At 69.6% G+C, this 20,080-nt stretch carries 21 protein-coding genes; 11 read left to right on the top strand and 10 right to left on the bottom strand.

What is annotated here, in order from left to right:
• The first annotated feature begins 111 nt into the window (after nt 1-111).
• From QTH86_RS23475 to QTH86_RS23445, 7 genes are all read left to right on the top strand, one after another.
• The gene (locus tag QTH86_RS23475; RefSeq protein WP_286648581.1) at nt 112-699 is read left to right on the top strand and encodes a gluconokinase; all 588 of its coding nucleotides are present in this window, start codon (nt 112-114) and stop codon (nt 697-699) included.
• Nucleotides 696-1,211 carry a TRAP transporter small permease gene (locus tag QTH86_RS23470; protein WP_286648580.1) on the top strand — a complete coding sequence of 172 codons (516 nt, stop codon included), beginning with the start codon at nt 696-698 and terminating at the stop codon, nt 1,209-1,211. The genes QTH86_RS23475 and QTH86_RS23470 overlap by 4 nt, the downstream gene beginning before the upstream one ends.
• Before the next feature lie 10 nt (nt 1,212-1,221).
• Nucleotides 1,222-2,502: a TRAP transporter large permease gene (locus QTH86_RS23465; protein WP_286648579.1), complete on the top strand. Its 1,281-nt coding sequence runs from the start codon at nt 1,222-1,224 to the stop codon at nt 2,500-2,502.
• Between the two features lie 64 nt (nt 2,503-2,566).
• Nucleotides 2,567-3,574 carry a TRAP transporter substrate-binding protein gene (locus QTH86_RS23460; protein ID WP_286648578.1) on the top strand — a complete coding sequence of 336 codons (1,008 nt, stop codon included), beginning with the start codon at nt 2,567-2,569 and terminating at the stop codon, nt 3,572-3,574.
• Between the two features lie 109 nt (nt 3,575-3,683).
• Nucleotides 3,684-5,522, top strand: coding sequence for a phosphogluconate dehydratase (gene edd / locus QTH86_RS23455; RefSeq protein ID WP_286648577.1), 1,839 nt, complete (start codon nt 3,684-3,686; stop codon nt 5,520-5,522).
• Nucleotides 5,513-6,157 carry a bifunctional 4-hydroxy-2-oxoglutarate aldolase/2-dehydro-3-deoxy-phosphogluconate aldolase gene (locus QTH86_RS23450; protein WP_286648576.1) on the top strand — a complete coding sequence of 215 codons (645 nt, stop codon included), beginning with the start codon at nt 5,513-5,515 and terminating at the stop codon, nt 6,155-6,157. The genes edd and QTH86_RS23450 overlap by 10 nt, the downstream gene beginning before the upstream one ends.
• A gap of 5 nt (nt 6,158-6,162) precedes the next feature.
• Nucleotides 6,163-6,888 (top strand): haloacid dehalogenase type II, encoded by a 726-nt coding sequence (locus QTH86_RS23445; protein WP_286648575.1) that lies wholly within the window; start codon nt 6,163-6,165, stop codon nt 6,886-6,888.
• 20 nt (nt 6,889-6,908) lie between these two features.
• Here the strand turns inward: QTH86_RS23445 and hpaI are convergent, their stop codons facing one another.
• The 3 genes from hpaI to QTH86_RS23430 are packed head-to-tail and all read right to left on the bottom strand — an operon-like array spanning nt 6,909 to nt 10,286.
• A complete protein-coding gene (gene hpaI / locus QTH86_RS23440) occupies nt 6,909-7,718 on the bottom strand; it encodes a 4-hydroxy-2-oxoheptanedioate aldolase (protein WP_286648574.1) in 810 nt (269 codons plus the stop codon).
• A gap of 28 nt (nt 7,719-7,746) precedes the next feature.
• Nucleotides 7,747-9,270: a UxaA family hydrolase gene (locus tag QTH86_RS23435; protein ID WP_286648573.1), complete on the bottom strand. Its 1,524-nt coding sequence runs from the start codon at nt 9,268-9,270 to the stop codon at nt 7,747-7,749.
• A 20-nt stretch (nt 9,271-9,290) separates the two neighbouring features.
• Nucleotides 9,291-10,286 (bottom strand): tripartite tricarboxylate transporter substrate binding protein, encoded by a 996-nt coding sequence (locus QTH86_RS23430; protein WP_286648572.1) that lies wholly within the window; start codon nt 10,284-10,286, stop codon nt 9,291-9,293.
• A 130-nt stretch (nt 10,287-10,416) separates the two neighbouring features.
• Between QTH86_RS23430 and QTH86_RS23425 the strand changes: the two genes are divergently transcribed.
• Complete coding sequence (locus tag QTH86_RS23425) at nt 10,417-11,349, top strand: LysR substrate-binding domain-containing protein (RefSeq protein WP_286648571.1); 933 nt, start codon at nt 10,417-10,419, stop codon at nt 11,347-11,349.
• Nucleotides 11,350-11,371: 22 nt separating this feature from the next.
• On the opposite strand, the gene gloA is transcribed toward QTH86_RS23425, so the two are convergent.
• The gene (gene gloA, locus QTH86_RS23420; protein WP_286648570.1) at nt 11,372-11,782 is read right to left on the bottom strand and encodes a lactoylglutathione lyase; all 411 of its coding nucleotides are present in this window, start codon (nt 11,780-11,782) and stop codon (nt 11,372-11,374) included.
• A 132-nt stretch (nt 11,783-11,914) separates the two neighbouring features.
• Here gloA and trxC point away from each other — a divergent pair, with 132 nt between their 5' ends.
• Nucleotides 11,915-12,352 (top strand): thioredoxin TrxC, encoded by a 438-nt coding sequence (gene trxC / locus QTH86_RS23415; RefSeq protein WP_286648569.1) that lies wholly within the window; start codon nt 11,915-11,917, stop codon nt 12,350-12,352.
• Here trxC and QTH86_RS23410 read toward each other — a convergent pair whose 3' ends face one another.
• From QTH86_RS23410 to QTH86_RS23385, 6 genes are all read right to left on the bottom strand, one after another.
• On the bottom strand, nt 12,353-13,348 hold the full coding sequence (locus tag QTH86_RS23410; RefSeq protein WP_286648568.1) for an exostosin domain-containing protein: 996 nt from the start codon (nt 13,346-13,348) through the stop codon (nt 12,353-12,355).
• Nucleotides 13,349-13,449: 101 nt separating this feature from the next.
• Complete coding sequence (locus tag QTH86_RS23405) at nt 13,450-14,121, bottom strand: ABC transporter ATP-binding protein (RefSeq protein WP_286648567.1); 672 nt, start codon at nt 14,119-14,121, stop codon at nt 13,450-13,452.
• Nucleotides 14,118-15,782, bottom strand: a complete 1,665-nt coding sequence (locus QTH86_RS23400) for an ABC transporter permease (protein ID WP_286649112.1) — start codon at nt 15,780-15,782, stop codon at nt 14,118-14,120. Before QTH86_RS23400 ends, QTH86_RS23405 begins: the two co-directional genes overlap by 4 nt.
• A 5-nt stretch (nt 15,783-15,787) precedes the next feature.
• The gene (locus QTH86_RS23395) at nt 15,788-16,852 is read right to left on the bottom strand and encodes a Fe(3+) ABC transporter substrate-binding protein (RefSeq protein ID WP_286648566.1); all 1,065 of its coding nucleotides are present in this window, start codon (nt 16,850-16,852) and stop codon (nt 15,788-15,790) included.
• 124 nt (nt 16,853-16,976) lie between these two features.
• Entirely contained in the window at nt 16,977-17,591 is a 615-nt protein-coding gene (locus tag QTH86_RS23390; protein WP_286648565.1) for a flavin reductase family protein, read from the bottom strand.
• A gap of 69 nt (nt 17,592-17,660) precedes the next feature.
• Nucleotides 17,661-18,209 carry a PaaI family thioesterase gene (locus tag QTH86_RS23385; protein ID WP_286648564.1) on the bottom strand — a complete coding sequence of 183 codons (549 nt, stop codon included), beginning with the start codon at nt 18,207-18,209 and terminating at the stop codon, nt 17,661-17,663.
• 51 nt (nt 18,210-18,260) lie between these two features.
• On the opposite strand from QTH86_RS23385, the gene QTH86_RS23380 reads away from it, so the two are divergent.
• Nucleotides 18,261-18,710, top strand: coding sequence for a MarR family winged helix-turn-helix transcriptional regulator (locus QTH86_RS23380; RefSeq protein WP_286648563.1), 450 nt, complete (start codon nt 18,261-18,263; stop codon nt 18,708-18,710).
• Nucleotides 18,711-18,757: 47 nt separating this feature from the next.
• The gene (locus QTH86_RS23375) at nt 18,758-20,074 is read left to right on the top strand and encodes an MFS transporter (protein ID WP_286648562.1); all 1,317 of its coding nucleotides are present in this window, start codon (nt 18,758-18,760) and stop codon (nt 20,072-20,074) included.
• The last annotated feature ends 6 nt before the right edge of the window (nt 20,075-20,080 follow it).

The raw sequence follows: 20,080 nt of genomic DNA, 5'->3' as shown, positions 1-20,080 counted from the left end.
GAACGCGCCGTGTACACGTCGAGTCAGCGAGCGCTTCCCTGTGAGACTCCTTTTTTTGAAGACAATGGCGGCCATGGCCCGGCCTTTCGACCGGGCTTTTTTTGATTCTCAATGGACAGCGCTATCTCATCCTTCGAACCCCAAGCCATCGTGGTCATGGGCGTCTCCGGCTGCGGCAAGTCCAGCGTCGGTGCGGCCTGTGCGGACGCCCTGGGCTGGACGCTGCACGAGGGCGACACGTACCACGCGCCCGAGAGCGTCGCCAAGATGCGCGCGGGCACACCGCTGACCGATGCCGACCGCGCCGGCTGGCTGGACCGACTGGCCGGCCTGCTGGCGTCGCCGTCCGAGGGCGCCGGCCGGGTGCTGACCTGTTCCGCGCTGCGCCGCCGTTACCGCGACCGGCTGCGTGAGGCCACGCCGCACCTGGGCTTCGTCTTCCTGGCCCTCGACTACGACGCGGCGCTGGCCCGGGTGCAGTCGCGGGCCGGTCATTTCTTCTCGCCGGCGCTGGTGTCGAACCAGTTCGCCACGCTCGAATCGCCCGTGGGCGAGCCGGGCGTGCTGGTGCTGGACGCCACGCAGCCCATGGCGGACCTGGTCGCCGCGGTGGTCGCCTGGGCCGCACCGACGCAGGCCGCGACCGCACCTCCCCATCCCACCACAGGGCGCGACACGTCGCCCGGAGACATCGCATGAGTCATCCCCCTTCCACCACGCCGGCGCCCCGAAAGCCGGCGCTGCACCGCCTGGCCGAACTCTTCATGGTCGTGGCGCTGGCCGGCATGGTCATCGCCGTCTTCGTCAACGTCGTGCTGCGCTACGTGTTCGCCACCAGCATCGTCTCGTACGAGGAAATCTCGCGCCTGCTCTTCGTCTGGCTGGTGGCTGTCGGCACCATCGTGGCCGCCTTCGAGGGCAAGCACCTGGGCTTCGACATGCTGACCTCGCGCCTGAAGGGCGGGTCGCGCAAGGGCCTGTTCTGGGTGAGCCAGGCACTGGTCGCGCTGTGCATGGTGCTGCTGCTCAAGGGCGCCTGGGGCCAGGTGATCGCCGGCATGGAGAGCTACAGCACCGTGCTGGGCTATCCGCTGGCGATCGGTGCGGCCGCCACGCTGGTGCTGGCGGTCGGCCTCTTGGTCGCGCTGGTGTTCGACCTGGTGCGCGGCGCGCCGCCGGCCACGTCCGGCGACGCCGGCGAGATCGAGTGAGGGCGGCGCCATGATCGTCACCGCCATCTTCCTGATCGTGCTCATCGGCGGCATGGTGATCGGCATGCCGATCGCCCATGCGCTGGTGCTGACCGGTGTCGCGCTCATGTGGCACCTGGACTTCTTCGACGCGCAGCTGCTCGCGCAGAACCTGCAGGCCGGCTTCGACAACTTCCCGCTGCTGGCCGTGCCCTTCTTCATCCTGGCCGGCGAGCTGATGAACGCGGGCGGCCTGTCGCGCCGCATCATCGACCTGGCCCGTGCGTTCGTGGGGCACATCCCCGGCGGCCTGGGCTTCGTGGCCATCGGCGCCGCGGTGCTGCTGGCGTCGATGAGCGGCTCGGCCATCGCCGACACCGCCGCGCTCGCCACCATCCTGCTGCCGATGATGCGTGAGCAGAAGTACCCGCCCGGCTACAGCGCGGGCCTGCTCGCGTCGGGGGGGATCATCGCGCCGATCATCCCGCCGTCGATGCCTTTCGTGATCTACGGCGTGACGACCAACACGTCGATCAGCAAGCTGTTCCTCGCCGGCGTGTTCCCCGGCCTGATGATGGGCGTGTTCCTGATCGGCGCCTGGTGGTGGATCGCCCGCAAGCATCGCTTGCCAGCCATGCCGCGCGTGGCGTGGGGCGCGCGGATGAAGGCGCTGCTGCACAGCTTCTGGGCCATGATGATGCCGGTCATCATCCTGGGCGGCCTCAAGGGCGGCATCTTCACGCCGACCGAAGCGGCGGTGGTGGCCGCGGTCTACGCGCTTATCGTCTCGATGTTCGTCTACCGCGAAATGACCTGGGCCCGGCTCTACGAGGTGTTCCTGGCCGCGGGCAAGACCACGGCGGTGGTGATGTTCCTGTGCGGCGCGGCCACCGTGACGGCCTACATGATCACGCTGGCCGACCTGCCCAACATGCTGGCCGACAGTTTCTCGGGCGTGATGGGCAACCCCATCGTGTTCATGGCGCTGATGATGCTGTTCCTGCTGGTGGTCGGCACCGCGATGGACCTGACGCCCACCATCCTGATCTTCGGCCCCGTGTGCGCGCCGCTGGCCGTCAAGGCCGGCATCGATCCGGTGTACTTCGGTTTCATGTTCATCTACGTGGGCTGCATCGGCCTGATCACGCCGCCGGTCGGCACCGTGCAGAACGTGGTGGCCGGTGTCGGCAATCTGCGCATGGAAACCGTGATCAAGGGCACCACGCCCTTCCTGCTCATGTACGTGCTGCTGGCCGTGCTGTTCGTGCTGTTCCCGTCGCTCATCACCGCGCCGCTGGCCTGGATGCATTGAGCGCCGGCGCGCCGAACCCTTTTCCTTTTCTTTCTGCCATCCTTTCCACAACAGGAGACTTCCCATGCGCATTCGTTTCGCTCTCGCCGGCCTGGTGGCCGCACTCGCCGCCGCAGGCGCCGTCCAGGCCCAGGACTTCAAGCCGCGCATCGTGCGCTTCGGCTATGGCCTGGTGGACAACTCCAACCAGGGCCGCGCCGTGCGGGTCTTCGCCGAGGCGGTGGAGAAGGCCACCGGCGGCAAGATGAAGATCCGCGGCATCGGCAATGCGTCGCTCGGTTCCGACACCCAGATGCAGCAGGCGCTCATCGGCGGCGCGCAGGAGATGATGGTCGGCTCGACCGCCACGCTGGTGGGCATCGTGCCCGAGATGGCGGTGTGGGACACGCCCTTCCTCTTTGCCAATGTGAAGGAAGCCGACGCCGTGCTCGACGGCCCGGTGGGCGAGAAGGTCAAGGCCAAGCTGGAGCCCAAGGGCATGGTCGGTCTGGTGTACTGGGAGAACGGCTTTCGCAACCTTACCAACAGCAAGCGCCCGGTCAACAAGCTGGAGGACATGAACGACATCAAGCTGCGCGTGATGCAGAACAACGTGTTCCTCGACAGCTTCAAGGCGCTCGGTGCCAACGCGGTGCCGCTGCCTTTCTCCGAACTGTTCACCGCGCTGGAAACGCGCGCCGTGGATGGCCAGGAGAACCCGTTCAACACCGTGGTATCGAGCAAGTTCTACGAGGTGCAGAAGTACCTGACGGTGACCAACCACGTCTACAGCCCCTGGATCGTCACGGTGAGCAAGAAGTGGTGGGACACGCTGAGCCCGGCCGAGAAGAAGGTCCTGCAGGACGCCGCCGTGAAGAGCCGCGACTTCGAGCGCAAGGACACGCGCGAGGAAGCCGCCAAGGCGCTGGCCGAGCTCAAGGGCAAGGGCATGCAGGTGAATGAACTGCCGGCGTCCGAGGCCAACCGCATGCGCGAGAAGCTCGTCAGCGTGAACGTCGGGATCGCGAAGTCCGTGGGTCAGGAGACCTGGGACGCGGTCAACGCGGCCGTGGCGCAGACCCGCGGCAAGTAATTTCCATCCCGCAGTGCGAAGGGGCGCCGCGCGCCCTTCGCCTGCACGGCGCGGCGGGTCCAGGGTTTACCATGAAGCCCCAGCCAGCCGGCGCACCCACAGCCCCAGCATGCCACTCCACGACACCGTCCAAGCCGTCACCCGGCGCATCCGCGAACGCAGCGCGCCGACCCGCGCGGCCTACCTGGAACAGATCGACGCCTACGGGCGCCGAGACCGCGGTTCCGACCGCATGGGCTGCGCGAACGTGGCCCACGCGGTGGCCGGCGTGCCGGTCAACGACAAGCTCAAGATCGTCGCCGAGCGCGCGCCAAACATCGGCATCGTCACCGCCTACAACGACATGCTCTCGGCCCACGCGCCGTACCAGGGCTACCCGGACATCATCAAGCACGAGGCCCGTCGCCTCGGCGCCACCGCGCAGGTGGCCGGCGGCGTGCCGGCCATGTGCGACGGCGTCACGCAGGGTACGCCGGGCATGGAGCTGAGCCTGTTCAGCCGCGACGTGATCGCGATGGGCACGGCCGTCGCCCTCACGCACGACATGTTCGACGCCGCACTGATGCTGGGCGTGTGCGACAAGATCGTGCCCGGCCTCTTGATCGGCGCGCTGCACTTCGGCCACCTGCCCACCGTCTTCGTGCCGGCCGGGCCGATGCCCTCGGGCCTGTCGAACAGCGACAAGGCCAAGGTGCGCGAACAGGCGGCGCAAGGCCTGGTTGGCCGCGCGGGCCTGATGGAGGCCGAGATGGCTGCCTACCACGCGCCTGGCACCTGCACCTTCTACGGCACCGCCAACAGCAACCAGATGCTGCTCGAGGCGATGGGCCTGCACGTGCCCGGTACCGCCTTCATCCAGCCCGGCAACGCGATGCGCGAGGCGCTCACGCGCGAGGCCGTGCGCACGGTGCTCGGCAAGGCGTCGCCGGCAGCGTTCCGGTGCCCGCCGATCGGCCGGCTGGTCGACGAGCGCGCCATCGTCAACGCGATGGCGGCGCTGCTGGCCACCGGCGGGTCGACCAACCACCTGATCCACTGGGTGGCGGTGGCGCGTGCCGCCGGCATCGTGATCGACTGGAACGATTTCTCCGAACTGTCCGACGTGGTGCCGCTGCTCACGCGGGTCTATCCCAACGGCAGCGCCGACGTGAACGCCTTCCAGGACGCCGGCGGCCCCGGCTACGTGATCGGCGAACTGGTCGGCGCCGGGCTCATGCACGCCGATGTGCTGACCGTGCGGGCCGGCGGCATCGCCGAGTTCGCCAACATCCCCACGATGGCCGGCGAGCCCTCGGCCGAGGGCGTGCTGCACTGGCACTCGGCGGCGCCGTCGAAGAACGACGCCGTCGCGCGTCCCGTGTCGGCACCGTTCAGCGCCACCGGCGGGCTCAAGCTGCTCACCGGCAACCTGGGTCGCAGCGTCATCAAGGTCTCGTCGGTGCCCGACGACCGCCACGTGATCGAAGCGCCCGCGCGGGTGTTCGACTCGCAGGCGGCGCTGCAGAAGGCCTTCACCGCCGGCGAGCTCGACCGCGACGTGGTCTGCGTGGTGCGCTGGCAGGGCCCGCAGGCCAACGGCATGCCCGAGCTGCACAAGCTCACGCCGCCGCTGTCGGTGCTGCAGGGCAAGGGCTTCCGCGTGGCGCTGGTCACCGACGGCCGCATGAGCGGCGCGTCGGGCAAGGTGCCCGCGGCCATCCACGTCTCGCCCGAAGCAGCGGCCGGCGGTCCGCTCGCCAAGGTGCGCGACGGCGATGTGATCCGGCTCGACGGCGTGGCCGGCACCCTGGCGGTGCTGCTGCCGGACGACGAATGGGCGCAACGCGAGACGGCTACCATGCCCGACGAACAACGCCTGGCGGACGGCCGCGGCCTCGGCCGCGAACTGTTCGCCGGCATGCGCCGCAATGCGCTCACCGCAGAAGAAGGAGCCTGCTCATGGCTGTAAACCCCGACAAATTGACCGCGCTCGACGTGATGCGCGATGCGCCGGTGATCCCGGTGATCGTGCTGCACGACGTGGCGCATGCCGTGCCGCTGGCGCGCGCGCTGGTGGCCGGCGGCATCCGCATGCTCGAAGTCACGCTGCGCACGCCGCAGGCGCTGCAGTGCATCGAGGCCATCGCCCGCGACGTGCCCGAGGCCGTGGCCGGCGCCGGCACCATCCGCAGCGCGTCCGACGCGCAGGCCTCGGTGCTGGCGGGTGCGAAGTTCGGCGTGAGCCCCGGCTACACGTCCGCGGTCGGCAAGGCCTGCCGTGACCTCGGCCTGCCGCTGTTGCCCGGCGTGGCGACCGGCAGCGAAATCATGATGGCGCAGGAGGACGGCTACCAGCAGCTCAAGTTCTTCCCCGCGATGCAGGCCGGCGGCCTGCCGATGCTCAAGGCCTGGCAAGGGCCGTTCGGCGACGTGACCTTCTGCCCGACGGGCGGCATCCACGCGGGCAACGCGGCGGAGTTCCTCGCGCTGTCGAACGTGGCCTGCGTGGGCGGCTCGTGGATCGTGCCGACCGACGCCATCCAGCAGGGCGATTGGGCGCGCATCGAACAACTGGCGCGCGAAGCCACGCAACTGGCGCGCTGAACGCCATGCAGGCGCAGCCCGACGTCGACGACCTGAAGGTCATCGCCTTCGACGTGTTCGGCACCGTGGTCGACTGGCACGGCGGCATTGCGGCCGAGGTCGAGCGCCTGCTGCCCGGTGTCGACGGCGGCGCCTTCGCGCTGGCCTGGCGCGCCGGTTACCAGCCCGCGATGCGGGGCGTGATGGAACGGATCGCGGCGGGCGAGGGCGGCTTCACGCTGCTCGACGAACTGCACCTGAGCATCCTCGAGAACGTGCTGCGCGATCTCGGCGTGACGCGGCTCGATGCGGCGCACAAGCGCGAACTCAACCGCGCCTGGCACCGCCTGCCGGCCTGGCCCGACGCGGTGGCCGGCCTCGCGCGGCTGAAGTCGAAATACATCGTGTGCACGCTGTCCAACGGCAACATCGGTCTCTTGACCGAGATGGCGAAGCATGCCGGCCTGCCCTGGGACTGCGTGCTCTCCGCCGAGGTCTTCAAGGCCTACAAGCCGGACCCGCGCACCTACCTGGGCGTGGCCGGCGTGTTCGACATCGCGCCGCGGCAGGTGATGCTGGCGGCCGCGCACCATGACGACCTGGCCGCGGCGCGTGCCTGCGGGCTGCGCACGGCCTACATCGAGCGTCCGAACGAGTTCGGTGCGGCGCAGCCGAAGGATGTGTCGCCACAAGCCGGCAACGAGCTGCACGTCGCCGACATCGGGGTGCTGGCCGACCGGCTGGGCTGCTGAATGACCCGTACCCGCGCGGCTCAGTAGGCGCCGCGCTCCTGCGCGATCGCGACCGGCGGCGCTGGGCGCCGAAGGAAGTCGGCGGCCAGCCTGCGCGCCGCGCCTGCGTAGAGCAGCACGTCGACGCCCACCGCGACGAAGGTGCAACCCAGGTCGAGGTAGCGCCGCGCCAGCGCCGGGTCGGAGGTCAGCGTGCCTGCGGCCTTGCCCGAGGCCACGATGGTCCGCATGGCCGCCTCGATCGCCGCCTGCACCTCGGGATGCCCCGGCCGTCCGCGGTGTCCCATCGAGGCAGCGAGATCGGCCGGGCCGATGAAGACGCCGTGGACGCCATCCACCGCACAGATCGCCGCCAGGTTCGACAGCGCCGTCACCGTCTCGGCCTGCACCAGCAGGCAGACCTCGTCGTCCGCGGTGTCGAGGTAGTCGGCGCGTGCACTCCATTGCGAGGCGCGCCCCACGGCACTGCCCACACCCCGGATACCGCGCGGCGGATAGCGCGTGGCCGACACCAGTGCGCGGGCCTGCTCGGCCGTGTCGACCATCGGCACCAGCAGGCTCCGCGCGCCGATGTCGAGCAACTGCTTGATCAGCGCGGTGTCGCCGTTCACCGCGCGCACCACCGGCTGCGCGGGATGCGGCGCCACGGCCTGCAGGGCGGCCAGGGTGGAGCGCAGGTCGTTGGGCGCGTGTTCGCCATCGATCAGCAGCCAGTCGAAGCCGGTGGTCGCGCTGACCTCGGCCATGTACGGGTCGGCCATCGACAGCCAGAGGCCGACCTGCGGCTGGCGTGCGGCGAGTGCGGTCTTGAAGGGGTTGTGAGCGGGCATGATTTTCTTCAGGGATTGGAGGAGCGCGTCAGCTGACGATGCCGAGATGCCACGGCACGAATTCGTGGTCACCGAGGCCGAGCGTCTCGCTCTTCGTCGGTTCGCCGGACGCGTGGCGAAGGATCTGCTCGAAGATGCGCTGCCCGAGCTCTGGCACGTTCATGTCGCCGTCGATCACCACGCCGCAGTTGATGTCCATGTCTTCCTCGAGCCGGCGGTACATCGGCGTGTTGCTCGCGAGCTTGATGGTGGGGGCGGGCTTGCTGCCGAACATCGAACCGCGTCCGGTCGTGAAGCAGATCAATTGCGCGCCGCTGGCGATCTGGCCGGTGGCCGCGACCGGGTCGTAGCCGGGGGAGTCCATGAAGACGAAGCCGTGCTCCTCGATCCGCTCCGCGTACTCGTACACCGCACGCAGCGGCGTGGTGCCGCCCTTCATCGCGGAGCCGAGCGATTTCTCGAAGATGTTCGCCAGCCCGCCGGCCTGGTTGCCGTGGCCGACGACGCCGTTGAACTGCGCGTTCTGGCCGGCCGCGTAGCGTTCCCACCAGGCCAGCCGGTCGAGCAGTTTCTGCCCGACGGCCGGCGTGATGGCACGCCGCGTCAGCATGAATTCGACGCCATGGATCTCCGGCGTCTCCGACAGGATAGCGGTGCCGCCGTGCTGCACCAGCACGTCCATCGCGGCACCGAGCGCCGGGTTGGCCGAGATGGCCGAGAAGCCGTCCGATCCGCCGCATTCGAGCCCGATCTTCAGGTGATGTGCGCCGACCCGCGTGCGCCGTGCCGCGTCGGCATCCGGCAGCATGTCCTCGATGGCGCGGATGCCGGCCTCGATCGTCTTGCGCGTGCCGCCGACGTCCTGCATCACCAGCGTGCGCATCAACCGGCCGGGTTCGAGCTGCTGCGAGTCGACCAGCGCATCGACCTGGTTGCGCTCGCAGCCCAGCCCGACGATGAGCACGCCCGCCAGGTTCGGGTGGCGTGCATAGCCCGCCAGCGTGCGGCGCAGCACGTCGAAGTGCTCGCTGGGCGACGACATGCCGCAGCCGCTGGTTTGCGCGAAGGCGACCACGCCGTCCACGTGCGGGTAGGCCGCGAGCCGCTCGGGTGTGAAGTGCGCCGCGATGTGCTTGATCACCGTCGCGGAGCAATTCACCGACGACAGGATGCCGATGAAGTTGCGCGTGCCCACGCCGCCGTCCGGCCGCACGAAGCCCATGAAGGTCGCGCGCTCGGCTGCCGGCACGAAGGCCACCGGGCGCACGTCGGTGCAGAAGGCCGGGTCGCGGTAGAAGTCGACCAGCGTGAGGTTGTGGCTGTGCACGTAGTCGCCCGCCTGCAGGTCGCGCGACGCCACGCCGATGACCGTGTCGTACTTCCTGACCGGCTCTCCGGCTGCGATGGCGCAGGCGGCGATCTTGTGGCCGGCCGGGATCTGGGCGCGTGCGCGCACGCCGAAGGTCGCGATCGACTCACCCAGGCCGATGGATGCCTTGGCGACCAGCACGTTGTCGTTCGGATGCAGGCGGAGCAGGGGGCTGTGGTTCATGCGGCATGGCGAGGCAGGCGTCAGCCTTTCGCCATCATTTCCTTGAGATTCAGTTTGCGGATCAGCTCGGTCTCCTGCCGGTACACCGACTGGACGTACTTGCGGTAATCCGGGCCGTCCTGGTACATGACCGGTGCGTCGATGCTCTCGGCCACCTTGCGGAAGTCGTCGCTCTGGACCGCGACCCGGAAGGCATCGCGCAGGCGCTTTTCCACGTCGGGCGGCAGGCCGGCGGGCGCACCGATGCCGTTGGGTGCTTCCACCACGACGTCGAAGCCGAGTTCCTTGAGCGTGGGCGTGTCCTTGAAGCGTGGGGTGCGCGCTTCACCCCAGGTCGCGAGCAGGCGCAGCTTGCCGCTTTCGACATGCGGCGCCCACGAGCTGCTGTCGGCCAGCATGTCGACCTGCTCGCCCAGCACGTCCTGCAAGGCGGCCGAGCCGCCCTTGTAGGCGATGGCATTGAACTTGACGCCGGCGGCCTGCGCGAACTGCTCCATGCCGACGTGCGTGGCGCCGCCGATGCCGGCGTGGGCATAGGTGAGGATGCCCGGCTTCGCCTTGGCCTGGGTCACCACATCCTTCAGGGACTTGAAGGGGGAATTGGCCGGCACGGCGATGCCGAAGGTCTGCCCCGAGGTGCGCGCGAGGTAGGTGAGGTCCTTGAGCGGGTCGATCTGCACCGTGCCGAGTTGCGCGAAGCGCGTGACCGAGATGGGGATCTGTCCGATCGTGTAGCCGTCGGGCTTCGCCGAGGCCATCGCCTTGGTGCCCAGCATGCCCGATGCACCCGCGCGGTTCTCGAGCGCGATCGGCTGTCCGAGTTCGCTCCCCGCGATCTGGCAGATCGTGCGCATCGACCGGTCGGCGGTGCCGCCGGCCGGCCAGGGGCAGATGAAGGTGATCGGACGCTCGGGATAGCCGGCTGCAAGCGCGCGTGCCGGCGCGGCGATCAGCGCAGCCGCGCCGAGCCCGCCAAGCACGAAGTGGCGCCGCGCCACGGACGTGGTGGTTTTCATCGTTGTCTCCAGAATTCTTGTTGGATGGGCGGGGCCGATTCTTCCGGAGAGAATCATTGCATTCCAATGAAATAGGCGACTCTCTTCATGTCGTGAAGGTTATGAAGCGAACGGACCCAGGAGACCTCCCATGAGCGACATCGACCGCGTTCTGCGTTCCAACCTCAAGCTGCGGCACTTGCAGATGCTGGTGGCGCTCGACCAGTTCAGGCACCTGGGCCGCGCGGCCGAGTTCCTGTCGGTGACGCAGCCGGCCGTCTCGAAATCCCTCGCCGAAATCGAGCGGATGTTCGGGCTGGCGCTCTTCGACCGCTCCACGCGCGGCACGGAGCCCACGCCCTACGGCGACAGCGTGGTGCGCTTCGCCCGCTCGGTGCTGGCCGACTACGGCCGCACGCGCGACGAGATCGACGCGGTGGCCAGCGGTGCCGCCGGCCGGACCAGCGTCGGCGCGATGGTGGTGGCGATGCCGGTGCTGGTGGCGCGCGCGGTCGAGATGCTCAAGGCGAGCTCGGCCCTGACCACGGTGCTGGTGGAGGAGGGCGACCTGACACGGCTGCTGCCCAAGTTGCGCCTGGGCGAACTCGACGTGTTCGTCGGCCGGCTCGAGCCCGGCTATGCCGCGCCCGACCTGGAAACCGAGGCGCTCTACGACGAGCCCATGGCGGTGGTGGTGCGCCCCGGCCACCCCCTGCTCGTGAAGCGCCGTCTCGGGTGGGCCGACCTCGCCCGTGTGCCCTGCGTGATGCCACCGCCCTGGGCATCGCTGCGCGTCAAGCTCGACCAGATGTTCTTCCGGGATGGCGTGCATCCGCCGGCGGACATCATCGAGTCCGCCTCCTTCCTCGCGCAGATGAGCTTCCTGTGGCAGCGCGACGCGGCCGCCTTCATGGCGCGGTCGGTGGCGCGGCACTTCGAAGCCGGCGGGAGCCTCCAGGTGCTGCCGCTCAAGGTGCCGATCGATCTGCCGCCGGTCGGGCTGATCACGATGCGCGGCAAGCGCCGCACGCCGAGCACCGAGAAGATGATCGGCTGCTTCCGGCAGGCGTCGAAGATGAAGTGACGCGGCAGGCCGGCAGGCGCGCTCAGCGCAGGCCGCCGCCCTCGGCGCCTTCCTGGCGCTGGATCAGCTCGATCTTGTAGCCGTCCGGGTCCGTCACGAAGGCGATCACGGTGGTGCCGCCCTTCACCGGGCCGGCTTCGCGCGTCACGTTGCCGCCGGCCGCCTTGATCTTGTCGCAGGCCGCGTAGGCGTCGGGCACACCCAGTGCGATGTGGCCGTAGGCGGTGCCCATCTCGTAGTGCTCGGTGCCCCAGTTGTAGGTCAGCTCGATCTCGGCCTGGGCCGGGTTGCCTTCGTACCCGACGAAGGCCAGGCTGTACTTGTAGTCCGGGTTCTCGGAGGTGCGCAGCAGCTGCATGCCCAGCACCTTTGTGTAGAAGTCGATGGAGCGCTGCAGGTCGCCGACGCGCAGCATGGTGTGGAGGAGTCGCATCTCGTGGGTCCGCTGGTGTTCGAACCGCCGATTGTGCGACGCCGACCGCGGTCGCGCCGCGCCGGGGGCTTGCAAAGCCCGCGGGTGGGCCTCAGTTGCACCGTTGAACATCGTCCTTCCGGAGTCGCCCTCATGACCGACACGCTGCACATCGTCTGCCCGCACTGCCACACCACCAACCGCGTGCGCGCGGACCAGACGGGCAGTGCCCCGGACTGCGGCAGCTGCCATCAAGCGCTCTTCACCGGCCATTCCACCGCGCTCAACGAATCCAGCTTCGAGCGTCACGTGGCGCGCAACGACATCCCCGTGCTGGTCGATTTCTGGGCGCCCTGGTGCGGGCCCTGCCGCCAGATGGCGCCGGGCTTCGAGGCGGCAGCCGCCCGGCTGGAGCCGCGCATGCGCCTCGCCAAGGTCGACACCGAGGCCGTGCCGGCGCTGGGCGCGCGCTTCAATATCCGCAGCATCCCCACGCAGGCCCTCTTCAAGGGCGGCCGCGAGATCGCCCGTCAGGCCGGCGCCATGGGCGCGGCCGACATCGTGCGCTGGGCCGAGGCGCACGCACGCTGATCAGCGGCCGATCTTCTCCAGCACGCGCGTCACCTTGTTGGCGATGCGTTGCGGCAGCGTCCAGCCGTTGAGCCGCGCCATCTGCGGAGACCGCCAGCGGGCGACCTCCGCGGCGGCCGAGCCGTCGGTGCGGGTGTTGCGGATGAGGCCCAGCAGGGCATCGGCGTAGTACGGAATGATCCGGTCGGGGCGAAAGTACGCCTGCCAGGCCTGGTGCGCGGCCTCGCCCATCGCCATGTAGTCGGCGGCACGGGCCTCGAGCGTCTGCTGCAGCGACGACAGCTCGGCTTCGCGCACCTTCACCGACAGCGTGTGCCAGTCCGGACCCGCAGGCTCGACGAACTCGTCGGCCAGGATCGCCGGCGCCACGCCCAGCGCCATGCTTTCGAAGACGCGCATCGACGCAGGCGCCCAGCCGCCGGGGCACAGCGAGAACTTGCCCGAGCGCAGCAGCTCGACGTAGCGCCGCTTCTCATCCGCGCCGTGGTTGAGCCAGCTTTCGGTGGATTCGGCCTTGAACACCGGCGAACGGGCGCAGACGTCGAGCAGGCCCTGGCGCAGCTTCCGGTTGGACTTGGGATTGCCGCGCCACGTGGCCAGCAGGGTGGCCGGCGGGCGTGGGGTGCCCGCCTGGGCCGCGACCTCTTCGTTCGGCTGTGCGACGAACGGGATCGCCGCGTGCAGCTTCGGATCGAAGCGGCTGCGCTGCAGGCAGGTGTAGATGCCGCGCAGCAGGCCCGCGGCGGCATCGTCCTCGTTCAGCGTGTAGACCTTCTGCGGAAAACGCCCGACGATCGGATCGGCCACCAGCTTGTCGATGTAGCGCCATTCGCGGAAGGCCCAGGGCTCGTGCAGGATCAGCGCGTCGGCTTCTTCGACGTCCCTGACTTCGACGACGTCGGGTCGTTTCAGCAGCTCCGCGCGCAGCGCCTCGAGGAGCTGGGTGTCGGCGCTGGCCAGCGGCGTGTCGGCGGGCGTGAGAAAGCGGAGCTTCATGCGGCGATGTCCTGAAAGAGGGCGCCGGGGTCGACGCTGCACCGCAATATAAAGGCTGGCGCCGCCGCCCTTCGCGCTGCGCGTGAACTGGGTCGTTCGGCCTACACCCAACGGCTCAGGCGGCCGTTGTGCATCGTGCCGATCCGGTCGGCCATCACCTGGGCCTCGCGCTCGTTGTGCGTCACCAGCATGGCGGTCTGGCCGGCCTGCTGGAGGATGTCGCGGACCTCGGCGGTCAGGCGCTCGCGGGTCGCGCCATCGAGGTTGGAGAAGGGCTCGTCGAGCAGCAGCAGGGCAGGGGACGGGGCCAGTGCGCGGGCCAGTGCGATGCGTTGCTGCTGCCCCCCCGACAGTTCATGCGGGAAGCGCGCGCCGGCCTCGGCCAGGCCCACCAGCGTCAGCATCGCGTCCACCCGCGCGTGTCGCTCAGCAGCCGTTGCACGACGCAGCCCGAAGCCCACGTTCTGCGCCGCCGTGAGGTGCGGGAACAGCGCGTACTCCTGGAACATCATGCCCACGCGGCGCTGTTCCGGCGGCCGGTGCGTGCCGGGCGCGGAGAGCAGCACGCCGCCCAGTTCGATGCGCCCGGCGCGCACCGGTTCGAAGCCGGCGATGGCGCGCAGCACCGTCGTCTTGCCGCAGCCCGAGGGGCCGAGCAGGCAGCCGATGCGCCCGGCGTCGAGGTCGAGCGAGAAGCCGTCGACCACGGTGTGCAGGCCGCGCGCGCCGTCGTAGCCCAGCTGAAGGTCTTGGATGTGCAGGGCGGCGGTCATGGGTGTGGATTCTGGTGGCCGGCGGCGGGCGCCTGGCGGAACTGCGTGCGCGCCAGTAGCACGACCGGCAGCAGGCCGGCCGCCACGATGGCCAGCGCCGCGAGCGCGCCTTCCTCGTAGGTGCCGCGCGCCGCCTCGGCGTAGAGCCAGGTGGCGAGGGTGTCGAAGTTGGCGGGCCGCAGCAGCAGCGTGGCGGGCAGTTCCTTCATCGCGTCGACGAAGACAAGCAGTGCACTGGCGCCGATGGCCGGTTGCAGCAGCGGCAGGTGGACGCGGCGCAGCGTGCCGGTCGCGTTCTCGCCGAGCAGGCGCGCCGCCTGTTCGAGCGCCGGCGGGATGCGTGCCAGCCCCGACTCGATGCCGCCCACCGGCATCGCCAGAAAGCGGATCACGCAGGCCACCACCAGCACCATGCCCAGCGCCATCAGCGGCAGGCCCGGCAGGCCCAGCCAGCCGGCCACGCGCGCATCGACCGCCAGGGCGGGGGTGAGCAGGCCGATGGCGAGCACCGTGCCGGGCAGGGCGTAGCCGAGCGTCGCGGCGCGCGCCTGCCAGCGCGCGGGGTTGGGCGCCGACGCGTGGCTGCGCGCCGTCCACGCGACCACCAGCCCCACTGCCACCGCCAGCACGGTGACGCCCAGCGCCAGCGCGATCGTGTTGCCCAGGCTGGTCACCAGCCCCCGCGAGATGCCCTGGCCGAGTTGCAGGCGCTTGATGCTTTCCCACACCAGGTAGGCGGCCGGTGCGACGAAGCCGACCAGCACCGGCCCCGAGGCCGCGATGGTCGCCATCCAGGCGGCCATGCCGTGCAGCGGCCGCGGCTGCATGGCGCGCATGCGCTGCGCCGAGCCGAAGCGCTGGTGCCGCCGCCCGTGGCGCTCCAGCAGGACCAGCGCGATCACCACCAGCAACATGGCGCAGGCGATCTGCGCGGCGCCCGCCAGATCGGAGCGGGTGATCCACGTGGTGTAGACCGCCACCGTGAGCGTCTGGATGCCGAGGAATTCGGACGCGCCGATGTCGTTGAGCGTCTCCAGCAGCGCCAGGCTCAGGCCCACCGCGATGGCCGGGCGCGCGAGCGGCAGCGCCACGCGGCGAAAGGCGCCCAGGCGGCTTTCACCCAGCGTGCGTGCGGCCTCCATCAGGTGTGCCGGCTGCGTCATGAACATGGCGCGCGCTGTCATGTAGACATAGGGGTAGAGCACGACGCCGAGCACGAAGATCGCGCCACCCATCGACCGCAGGTCGGGCAGGCGGAACTGGCGCGGGCTGTCGTAGCCGAGCATCCAGCGGATCGCGCCCTGCACGGGGCCGATCGGGTGCAGCAGGTCGAGGTACGCAAAGGCCACGATGTAGGTCGGCATCGCCAGCGGCAGCAGCAGCGCCCAGTGCAGCACGCGCCGGCCGGGGAAGTCGCAGCTGCTCACCAGCCAGGCGCAGCCGGTGCCGATCACCAGCACCACCGCACCGACGCCGGCCAGCAGCAGCGCGGTATTGAGCGCCGCCTGCGGCAGCACGAACTGCAGCAGGTGGGCCCAGTGCGAGAGGTCCGCACCCAGCGCCAGCCAGGCGAGCGAGGCCACCGGCGCGAGCACGCCGAGGGCCACGAGCAGCGTGGCGATGCGCCAGAGCGGTCCGGCCGCGCGCAGGCCGCGCGGCATGGCGATCACCGGTCGAAGCCGACCTTGTCCACCAGCGCGCTGGCCTGCTTGCGGTACTTGGCGATCTCGGTGAGCGGCAGCGGGTCGACCTTCAGTTCACCGATGGTCTGGCCGATGATCGGGTCGAGCGCCACGCCCTTGCGCACCGGGTATTCGTAGTTGGCCTGCGCATAGAGCGACTGCGCCGAGTCCGACACCAGGAACTCCAGCAGCTTCACGGCATTAGCGCGCTGCGGCGCGTTCTTCGCCACGGCCGCGCCGCTGATGTTCACGTGCGTGCCGCCGCTCTTGCCGTTCGCGAAGGTCGGGCGCACCACCTGGATGGCGTCGCCCCACTTGCGCGCGTCGCTGCCTTCCTTGGACGACTTCATCTGGCCCACGTAGTACGAGTTGGCCAGGCCGATGTCGCAGATGCCGCCCAGGATGTCGCGCGCCACGTCGCGGTCGCCGCCGGTCGCCTTGCGCGCCAGATTGGCCTTCACGCCGCGCAGCCATTGCTCGGTCTTGGCTTCGCCGTCGTGCGCGATCAGCGACGCGACCAGCGCCGTGTTGTAGGGGTGCTGGCCGGCGCGGATGCAGACCTTGCCCTTCCACTTCGGGTCGGCGAGGTCTTCGTAGCGGAAGGCGCCGAGCTTCAGGCCCTTGTCGGCGTACAGCACGCGGGCGCGCATCGACAGCGCGAACCAATGGCCGTCGGCGCCGCGCAGGTTCGCCGGGATGGCCGATTCGAGCGCGGCCGACTTCACCGGCTGCGTCACGCCGCCGTCGACCAGGTCGAGCAGGTTGCCGACGTCGACCGTCATCAGCACGTCGGCCGGCGAGCGGGCGCCTTCGGCCTTCACGCGCTCGAGCAGGCCGTCCTTCACGAACACGGTGTTCACCTGGATCTTCGTGGTCGCGGTGAAGGCGGTGAGCAGCGGCTGGATCAGGCCCGGCTCGCGCGTGGTGTAGAGCGTCAGTTCATCCGCGGCTTGCGCGGGCAGCGCCGCGGCGGCCAGGCAGGCGGTGGTGGCGAAGAGGCTGAGGGCGCGCAGCGTGCTGCGGCCGGTCGCGCGGCGGCGGTCGGTCATGGAGGTCTCCTGGATGGCGAATGTCGGCGCTGCGCGGCCCTGGCGGGCTGCTGCGTGTTGCCGATACGAATCATTATCAAAGAACCCACCGACCCCGGGGCCATTGAGCCTACGGCACCGCCGTTTATTCGGCCGCTGGCTGGCCCGGCGGCGCGGCCTTGAAGCGATCGCGCGTGCGCACGTACAGCTCACCCCCGAAGCGCCCCACCGGAAAGTAGTTGTCGAGGTCGACCCGCCAGGTGGCGGCGTCGACCAGGCCGTCGCGCACGTGCAGCCAGCGCACCTGGCCGATGAAGACCTTGCGGCTCTCGGTCTGCATCTTCTCGAACAGCGTGCACTCGAAGGCCACCGGTGTCTCGGCGATGCGCGGCGGCGCCACCGACGTGCTCGGCAGCGTGGTGAAGCCGACCACCGCCGGCTCGCTCACATGCGGTGGATGCTCGACGCTGCACTGGTGCATCTGCCAGGCCGTCGCCTCGTCGGCCAGGTGCACCACGAATTCACCGGTGCGCTCGATGTTGCGCGCGGTGTCCTTGAGCGACCGGTCGCTGCGGCGGTTCATGCTGATCATCACGATCGGCGGCTCCTCGCCGACCATGTTGAACATGCTGATGGGCGCGGCGTTCACGGTGCCGTCGGGGCCCAGCGTGGTCACCAGCGCGATCGGGCGCGGCACGATCAGGCTCGCCATGAGCTTGTAGCGCTGGTATTCGGTGAGGGTAGCGAAGTCGATGTGCATGGGAGGCGTGGATTCGTAGCGACCCGAACGAGAGCAAGTTCGGTGCCGCGCGCACCTGCATGCGCTCACTTAAGCTGGCTTGCGCGCCAGCTCGAACACCAGGCAGGTCGTGGTCGCATGCGCATACAACGTGCCGTCGGGCCCGACCACGCGCGCCTCGGCGGTGGCGAGCTGGCGCCCGCAGTGGATCACCTTGCCTTTGGCCCGCACGCGCTGCACCTTGGGCGTGACCGCCTTCACATAGTTCACGCCGAGTTCCGCCGTCGTGTAGCTGCGGCCCGCCGGCATCATCGTGTGGATGGCGCAGCCGAGCGCCGAGTCGAGCAGGGTGGCGATCCAGCCGCCGTGGATGGTGCCCAGCGGATTCAGGTGCTGCGCCAGCGGCGTGCCCTGGAACACCGCGCGCCCGGCGCTGGCCTCGATGATCGTGAAGTCCAGCGTCTTGGCGATCGCGGCATAGGGAAGCCTGCCGTCGATCATTGCCTGCATCACCTCGAGGCCCGTCTTGTCGGCGATCTCGTCGAGGCGTGCGAGGCCCGGGCCGGGGCCGGCCTCGAGCTTTTGAAGGACCACGCGCTCCTCGGCGATCCAGGTGTCGAGGGGGGTGACGTCTGCCATCGAATCTCCTTACTGATGTATATGCAATAGTTGCAGCTACAATCATATGCCATGAGCACCGACATCAAGCTACAGGGCTGCACCAGTTCCAAAGTTCGCCAGCTCACCCGGCGCCTCGCGCAGCACTACGACGCCGAGGTGATGCAGTGCGGGATGAAGACGACCCAGTACTCGCTGCTGAGCCACGTCGTGGGCCTGGGCCCGATCCGCCCCGTCGACCTGGCGGCCCGGATGAAGATGACGCCCTCGACGCTGAGCCGCAACCTGCAGCCGCTGGTCGCGGCCGGCTGGCTGGTGCTGGCACCTGGCGCCGATGCGCGCAGCCGGCTGGTGCAGGCGACCGAGGCCGGCGTCGCGAAGCGCCAGGAGGCCCAGCGCCACTGGAAGGCGGCGCAGCAGAAGCTCAACGCGCAGCTGGGGATCGAGCGCGTGGCCGCGCTGCATGCGCTCATCGACGATTCACTGGCTCTGCTGGCGCCCGAGGCCGAGGCGCTGGACTGACACGCCGCACGACTCTTTTTCCCCGCCCCTTCACATCCCCCACGACCATGTTCGCCCAACCCTTCTCCGCCTGGCTGCAACGCCGCGGCATCCACTACGGCTGGATCGTCGCCGCCGTCACCTTCCTCACCATGCTGATGATGTCGGCCGCGCTGGGCCTGCCCGGCGCGATGATGCAGCCACTGGGCAAGGAGTTCGGCTGGAGCACCGAACAGGTGTCGTCCGCGCTGGCGCTGCGCTTCGCGCTGTTCGGCCTGATGGGGCCGTTCGCCGCGGTGCTGATGGAACGCTACGGCCTGCGCGCGGTGATGTGCACCGGCCTCGCGCTGGTCGGCTTCGGCATGGCGATGGTCACGATGGCCTCGCAGCTCTGGCAGCTTTTCATCGTGTGGAGCCTGATGCTGGGCATCGGCACCGGCATGACCGCGCTGGTGCTCGGCGCGGTGGTCGCCAACCGCTGGTTCGTGGCGCGCCGCGGCCTGGTGGTCGGCGCGCTGGCGGCCAGCTCGGCCACCGGGCAGCTGGCCTTCCTGCCGATCGCGGCCTGGATGATCGAACACTGGGGCTGGCGCTCCGCGGTGGTGCCGGTGTTCGTGGGCGCCATCGTGATCGGGCTGCTGGCGCTGGCCTTCGTGCGCAACCGGCCGTCGGACATCGGCCTGCTGCCCTTCGGCCAGACCGCGAAGGAGGCCGCTGCGATGCCGGCCGTGCCGGCCACGGCCATGAACTGGCGCACGCCTTTCGTGGTGCTGCGCGAGGCCGCGTCGAACCGCACCTTCTGGATCCTGGCCGGCAGCTTCTTCATCTGTGGGCTCAGCACCAACGGGCTGGTGCAGACGCACTTCATCTCGCTGTGCGGCGACTACGGCATGAGTGCCGTGCCGGCCGCATCGGTGCTGGCGATGATGGGGGCCTTCGACTTCGTCGGCACGATCCTGTCGGGCTGGCTGTCGGACCGCTACGACAACCGCAAGCTGCTCTTCTGGTACTACGGCTTGCGCGGTCTCTCGCTGTTCTGGCTGCCGCATTCGGACTTCACGATCTATGGCCTCGGCCTGTTCGCGATGTTCTACGGGCTCGACTGGATCGCCACCGTGCCGCCGACCGTCAAGCTCGCGGGCGCTGCCTTCGGCCCGCAGAAGGCGGGTCTCATCTTCGGCTGGATCTTCGCGGCCCATCAATTGGGTGCGGCCACCGCGGCTTATGGCGCCGGCTTCGCGCGCACGCTGTTGCTGACCTACACGCCGGCGCTGTACGTGGCGGGTGCTGCCTGCCTGCTGGCGGCGGTGTTGGTGCTGATCATCCGCCGGCCAGCCGTGTCCGGCGGCGTGCGGTCGCCGTCGGCCGTCGCGTCGCGGGCATGAGGCCGT

Source organism: Variovorax sp. J2L1-78, from assembly GCF_030317205.1.
In the GTDB taxonomy this organism is placed as follows: Bacteria; Pseudomonadota; Gammaproteobacteria; order Burkholderiales; family Burkholderiaceae_C; genus Variovorax; species Variovorax arabinosiphilus.
This window is presented reverse-complemented; position numbering and strand designations above follow the sequence as displayed.

Excerpts from the sequence above, each read along its gene's own strand:
- QTH86_RS23475 (WP_286648581.1), top strand. The coding sequence starts at position 112 with ATGGACAGCGCTATCTCATCCTTCGAACCCCAAGCCATCGTGGTCATG.
- QTH86_RS23470 (WP_286648580.1), top strand. The coding sequence starts at position 696 with ATGAGTCATCCCCCTTCCACCACGCCGGCGCCCCGAAAGCCGGCGCTG.
- QTH86_RS23465 (WP_286648579.1), top strand. The coding sequence starts at position 1,222 with ATGATCGTCACCGCCATCTTCCTGATCGTGCTCATCGGCGGCATGGTG.
- QTH86_RS23460 (WP_286648578.1), top strand. The coding sequence starts at position 2,567 with ATGCGCATTCGTTTCGCTCTCGCCGGCCTGGTGGCCGCACTCGCCGCC.
- edd (WP_286648577.1), top strand. The coding sequence starts at position 3,684 with ATGCCACTCCACGACACCGTCCAAGCCGTCACCCGGCGCATCCGCGAA.
- QTH86_RS23450 (WP_286648576.1), top strand. The coding sequence starts at position 5,513 with ATGGCTGTAAACCCCGACAAATTGACCGCGCTCGACGTGATGCGCGAT.
- QTH86_RS23445 (WP_286648575.1), top strand. The coding sequence starts at position 6,163 with ATGCAGGCGCAGCCCGACGTCGACGACCTGAAGGTCATCGCCTTCGAC.
- hpaI (WP_286648574.1), bottom strand. The coding sequence starts at position 7,718 with ATGCCCGCTCACAACCCCTTCAAGACCGCACTCGCCGCACGCCAGCCG.
- QTH86_RS23435 (WP_286648573.1), bottom strand. The coding sequence starts at position 9,270 with ATGAACCACAGCCCCCTGCTCCGCCTGCATCCGAACGACAACGTGCTG.
- QTH86_RS23430 (WP_286648572.1), bottom strand. The coding sequence starts at position 10,286 with ATGAAAACCACCACGTCCGTGGCGCGGCGCCACTTCGTGCTTGGCGGG.
- QTH86_RS23425 (WP_286648571.1), top strand. The coding sequence starts at position 10,417 with ATGAGCGACATCGACCGCGTTCTGCGTTCCAACCTCAAGCTGCGGCAC.
- gloA (WP_286648570.1), bottom strand. The coding sequence starts at position 11,782 with ATGCGACTCCTCCACACCATGCTGCGCGTCGGCGACCTGCAGCGCTCC.
- trxC (WP_286648569.1), top strand. The coding sequence starts at position 11,915 with ATGACCGACACGCTGCACATCGTCTGCCCGCACTGCCACACCACCAAC.
- QTH86_RS23410 (WP_286648568.1), bottom strand. The coding sequence starts at position 13,348 with ATGAAGCTCCGCTTTCTCACGCCCGCCGACACGCCGCTGGCCAGCGCC.
- QTH86_RS23405 (WP_286648567.1), bottom strand. The coding sequence starts at position 14,121 with ATGACCGCCGCCCTGCACATCCAAGACCTTCAGCTGGGCTACGACGGC.
- QTH86_RS23400 (WP_286649112.1), bottom strand. The coding sequence starts at position 15,782 with ATGCCGCGCGGCCTGCGCGCGGCCGGACCGCTCTGGCGCATCGCCACG.
- QTH86_RS23395 (WP_286648566.1), bottom strand. The coding sequence starts at position 16,852 with ATGACCGACCGCCGCCGCGCGACCGGCCGCAGCACGCTGCGCGCCCTC.
- QTH86_RS23390 (WP_286648565.1), bottom strand. The coding sequence starts at position 17,591 with ATGCACATCGACTTCGCTACCCTCACCGAATACCAGCGCTACAAGCTC.
- QTH86_RS23385 (WP_286648564.1), bottom strand. The coding sequence starts at position 18,209 with ATGGCAGACGTCACCCCCCTCGACACCTGGATCGCCGAGGAGCGCGTG.
- QTH86_RS23380 (WP_286648563.1), top strand. The coding sequence starts at position 18,261 with ATGAGCACCGACATCAAGCTACAGGGCTGCACCAGTTCCAAAGTTCGC.
- QTH86_RS23375 (WP_286648562.1), top strand. The coding sequence starts at position 18,758 with ATGTTCGCCCAACCCTTCTCCGCCTGGCTGCAACGCCGCGGCATCCAC.